General features: G+C 55.1%; 4 protein-coding genes. 2 read left to right on the top strand and 2 right to left on the bottom strand.

Annotated features, from left to right (window positions below):
* Positions 1–172: 172 nt before the first annotated feature.
* Both Q0510_RS18975 and Q0510_RS18970 read left to right on the top strand, forming a co-directional pair.
* Positions 173–679 (top strand): hypothetical protein, encoded by a 507-nt coding sequence (locus Q0510_RS18975; RefSeq protein ID WP_298715317.1) that lies wholly within the window; start codon positions 173–175, stop codon positions 677–679.
* Positions 680–779: 100 nt separating this feature from the next.
* Positions 780–1430 (top strand): hypothetical protein, encoded by a 651-nt coding sequence (locus Q0510_RS18970; RefSeq protein ID WP_298715316.1) that lies wholly within the window; start codon positions 780–782, stop codon positions 1428–1430.
* 101 nt (positions 1431–1531) lie between these two features.
* Here Q0510_RS18970 and Q0510_RS18965 read toward each other — a convergent pair whose 3' ends face one another.
* Complete coding sequence (locus Q0510_RS18965; protein WP_298715315.1) at positions 1532–2695, bottom strand: aminotransferase class I/II-fold pyridoxal phosphate-dependent enzyme; 1164 nt, start codon at positions 2693–2695, stop codon at positions 1532–1534.
* Between the two features lie 2 nt (positions 2696–2697).
* Positions 2698–3709 (bottom strand): APC family permease (locus Q0510_RS18960; protein ID WP_298715314.1); only part of this gene is annotated, 1012 nt, incomplete at its 5' end.

Below are 3709 nucleotides of genomic sequence, written 5' to 3'. Positions count from 1 at the left end.
CGGGCATATAATATCCAGATCGACAGTTACATACGCTTATAACCGGTAATGCCGGAAGATATTCCCCCTCAACATCCCATTGTTCCCCAAGGAGCGCACCGCCGGTGTGCTCCTTCCTTTTCAACACTTTTGGCCGGAAATTTGTTAGCATAGCAACAAAAACATCCGAACAATGACAAAGCAAATGACCCGCCTCTTTACGGTATTGGGAGCAGCCTCGCTGCTGATGAGCGCCTGTGCTTCGCAGAAGGGCAGTACCGCGGTAACCGCCGGCGGCATGCGCAAGGCCGCTACCGGCAAATGGACGCTGAACAGCGTCAACTACGAAGGCCTGCCTTCCACCGCCAAGATCTCCACCGTATTTTCCAATATTCCGCCCGATTGCCTGCAGGGCAGCAACTGGGTGCTGCCGTCCAACAGCAACGGCTCTTTCACCATCAACAGTTCCGCTACCGGCTGCACGCCGGGCACGCAGGACATCGTTTGGAGCACCATCAACCAGAACGGCGTGATCATGCTGCAGTTCAAGGAAATGATGAGCGGGGTGAAAGCGAAAAACATCCTGGACGGCTACCGCGTGGAACTGGCCCAGGCCGACCAGGCGAGCATGGTATGGCGGGCGCCGGTAACATATGAAGGTAAAACTGCTTACGTAGTATATTCATTCAGCAGGCAATAATCTATTGACTGTTCGAGAAACGACAGGAAAAAGCGGGGCAAAATTTGCTCCGCTTTTTCCTTTTTAGTTATTGTATCTTTGCCCTTCGTTTCAAGAAAATATGAAAGCATTTAACTTATTTATCAAATACCGCCTGCCGCTTGGACTGGTACTTCTGATTGGCGGTATCGCCCTCGGTGTTTCCGTGGGCTGGTGGGAATCCTCGATCTTGCTGGTACTGGCCCTGATTTGCATCGTGACCCATTTCCTTTTCGGACCTATGCGCCTGGTACAGGAAGCGGTGGAAAACGGGGATGTGGATGGCGCCATGCGGTATATGAACATGGTTAAGTTCCCGAAACTGCTCATCAAACCGATCCGTTCCGTATACTACTTCATGCAGTCCAACCTGGCGATGCAAAACCAGGACCTCGACAAAGCCGAGGCCGCGGTGAAAGCCAGCATCAAATCCGGCAGCCCGATGAAGGAATACGAAGGGATGCAGTTCTTCCAGCTGGGCACTATCGCCTACCAGAAAAACGATATCAAATCGGCTGACGCCAACCTGAAGAAAGCGGTACGCCTGGGCCTCCCCGATAAGGAAAACACCGCCGGCGCCCTGCTGATGCTCTGCTCCATCGCCATGAGCCGCCGCGACTTCAAAACCGCGAAAGACTACTTCCGCCGCGCCAAAGCCCAGAAGCCGACAACCGAACAGATCGTTAGCCAGATCAAAGAAATGGACAAATACATCAGCCGCATGCCCGGCTGATCCCGAACATATCTGCACAAGAAAGCCGGACGATTTACCGTCCGGCTTTTTTTATGTCTTCGATCATGCATGCAAAATCGATATAGTAAAGGGTTATAAAATCAGGCGATGGATTGGAGGGACTGAGACAGGTCTTCGATAAGCAGTTCGGGATCCTCCAGGCCAATGTACAACCTCACCATCCGGTGCTTTTCCACGGCGGGGTCGAAGTCGCCTTCGCACATCGACGCGCAGGCCGGGAAAGCCAGCGATTCGTGCCCGCCCCAGGAAACCGCCATCAGGAACCGCTGCAACCCGTTGCAGAAAGCTTCCACCTGCGCGCGGCCCGCGGCCTTTAGTTGGATTGTTAGCAAGCCTGCCGCGCCGGTCATCTGTTTTTTCGCCAGCCCGTATTGCGGGAAATCAGGGTCCATCGGGAAAATAACCTTCTCCACCCCGGGCTGTTCCTTCAGCCAGCGGCAGATCTTTTCCGTACTCTGCGCGCTCCGCTCCAGCCGGATCTCCAGCGTCCGCAATCCCCGCAGCAAAAGCCAGGCGTTGAACGGCGCAATGCCGCTGCCGATGTTCAGCAGCTCCGAAGCGAAAATCCGCCGGATCATCTCCTGCCGCCCCGTCAGCACCCCGGCCATGGTATCGCTGTGACCGCTGATGAACTTGGTGGCGGATTGCAGGCACAAATCGATCCCCAGGTCGTGCGGGCGCTGGTAAATCGGCGTGCAATAACTGTTATCGATAATCGTCACGATCCCTCTTTCCTTCGCCAGCGCAGCTACCGCCGCAATATCCTGCAATTCGAAGGTGAAGGAATTGGGTGATTCGAGGTAAATGAGGCGGGTATTGGGCCGGATAGCCTGGCGGAAATTGGCGATGTCCGTCCCGTCCACGAACGTCGTTTCCACCCCAAACCTGGGCAGGATGTTCATGAACAGCTGGCGCGCCCAGTTGTAGGGGTCGCGGACCGACACGATATGATCGCCCTGCTGCACTTGCGACAGCACCGACGCAAAGATCGCCGCAGCCCCGCTGCCGAAGATCAGCGCATCCTCCGCCCCGTCGAGCGCGGCGAGCTTCTTCCGCAGGATCTCGATGGTGGGGTTGTTGCCCCGCGTATAGAGGAAACCCTTGTACTCGTCCTGCAGCAATTCCCGCATCTCGCCTACCGTCTTGAACGCGAAATTGCTGCTCTGCATGATGGGCGGGGCGATGGCGTTGAAATATTGCTCCCTGTCTTCGCCTAGTTGGTTAATAATAAATGAAAGGTCCATAATTACTGATTGCTCCCGGTACGCCGGTTCACGACGTAACGCATAAAGAAATAAATGGGTAGTCCGGCTACAAACCAAAACATACCGCCGATTGCCTGGTTCAGATCTTTGATAAAAATATTGACAGTTACAAATAAATACACGGTGATGAAAAACGCCGGTACCAGGGGGTACAGTTTCACTTTATAGATCTGCCCGTCGAGGTGCGCTGTTTTCTTCCGCAGCACAAATATCGTTGCTGCAGCCGAAGCAAGGCCAATTGAGTCAAAAAGCATGACATATTGGATAATATTGTCGAAGTTGCTGAGGAAATACAGCATCCCGATGATGAGCGCAGTGAACACGGAGAGCGCCACTTCCTGCACCTGTGTGCGGGTGTTGACGCGCCGGAACACGGAGGGCAGCACCCCGTCTTCCGCCATGGCGTAGTACATCCGGGGGTTGGACATGAGGTTGACGTTCGCGTATCCCAACACCGACAAAAACAGTAGCACCGAGGTGATTTTGAAGCCGTATTCGCCAAAAAACACTTCCGCCATGCGTGCCGCCAGGGCATCGGTGTTTTTCAGCTGTTCGAAGCCGATTACTTTCACATAGGCGTAATTGACGGTCAGGTAGAGGGCCAGGATGATGAGGATGCCCATGACGATGGATCGGGGCATGTTTTTCACGGGGTCGCGCACGTCGGACCCGAAGTTGATGGTTTGCTGGTAGCCGCCGTAGGTAAAGAAAACCGGGACGAGGGCCGCGCCGAAGATGTAGGCCCAGCTGTGGCCCGATGTGGCGGCCGTTGCTACTTCTGCCGGAGGGGCTACGTGGCTGCTGAAGGCGGTTAGGCAGAGGAGGAGCACCAGGGTGATTTTGAAAACGGTGAGCACATTTTGCCAGCTGGCGCTCATCCGGATGCCGAGCATGTTGACGATGTAGAGGACGAGCACCGCCGAAATGGCGATCGCTTTGCGCCCGCCTTCGTGCTGCATGGAGCCGGGGAGGATCACCGGGCCGATATACTCC

The organism is uncultured Chitinophaga sp., assembly GCF_937874145.1.
Taxonomy (GTDB): domain Bacteria; phylum Bacteroidota; class Bacteroidia; order Chitinophagales; family Chitinophagaceae; genus Chitinophaga.
Note: the sequence above shows the minus strand (reverse complement) of the source record. Positions and strands in the feature narration are given on the sequence as shown.

Excerpts from the sequence above, each read along its gene's own strand:
- Q0510_RS18975 (WP_298715317.1), top strand. The coding sequence starts at position 173 with ATGACAAAGCAAATGACCCGCCTCTTTACGGTATTGGGAGCAGCCTCG.
- Q0510_RS18970 (WP_298715316.1), top strand. The coding sequence starts at position 780 with ATGAAAGCATTTAACTTATTTATCAAATACCGCCTGCCGCTTGGACTG.
- Q0510_RS18965 (WP_298715315.1), bottom strand. The coding sequence starts at position 2,695 with ATGGACCTTTCATTTATTATTAACCAACTAGGCGAAGACAGGGAGCAA.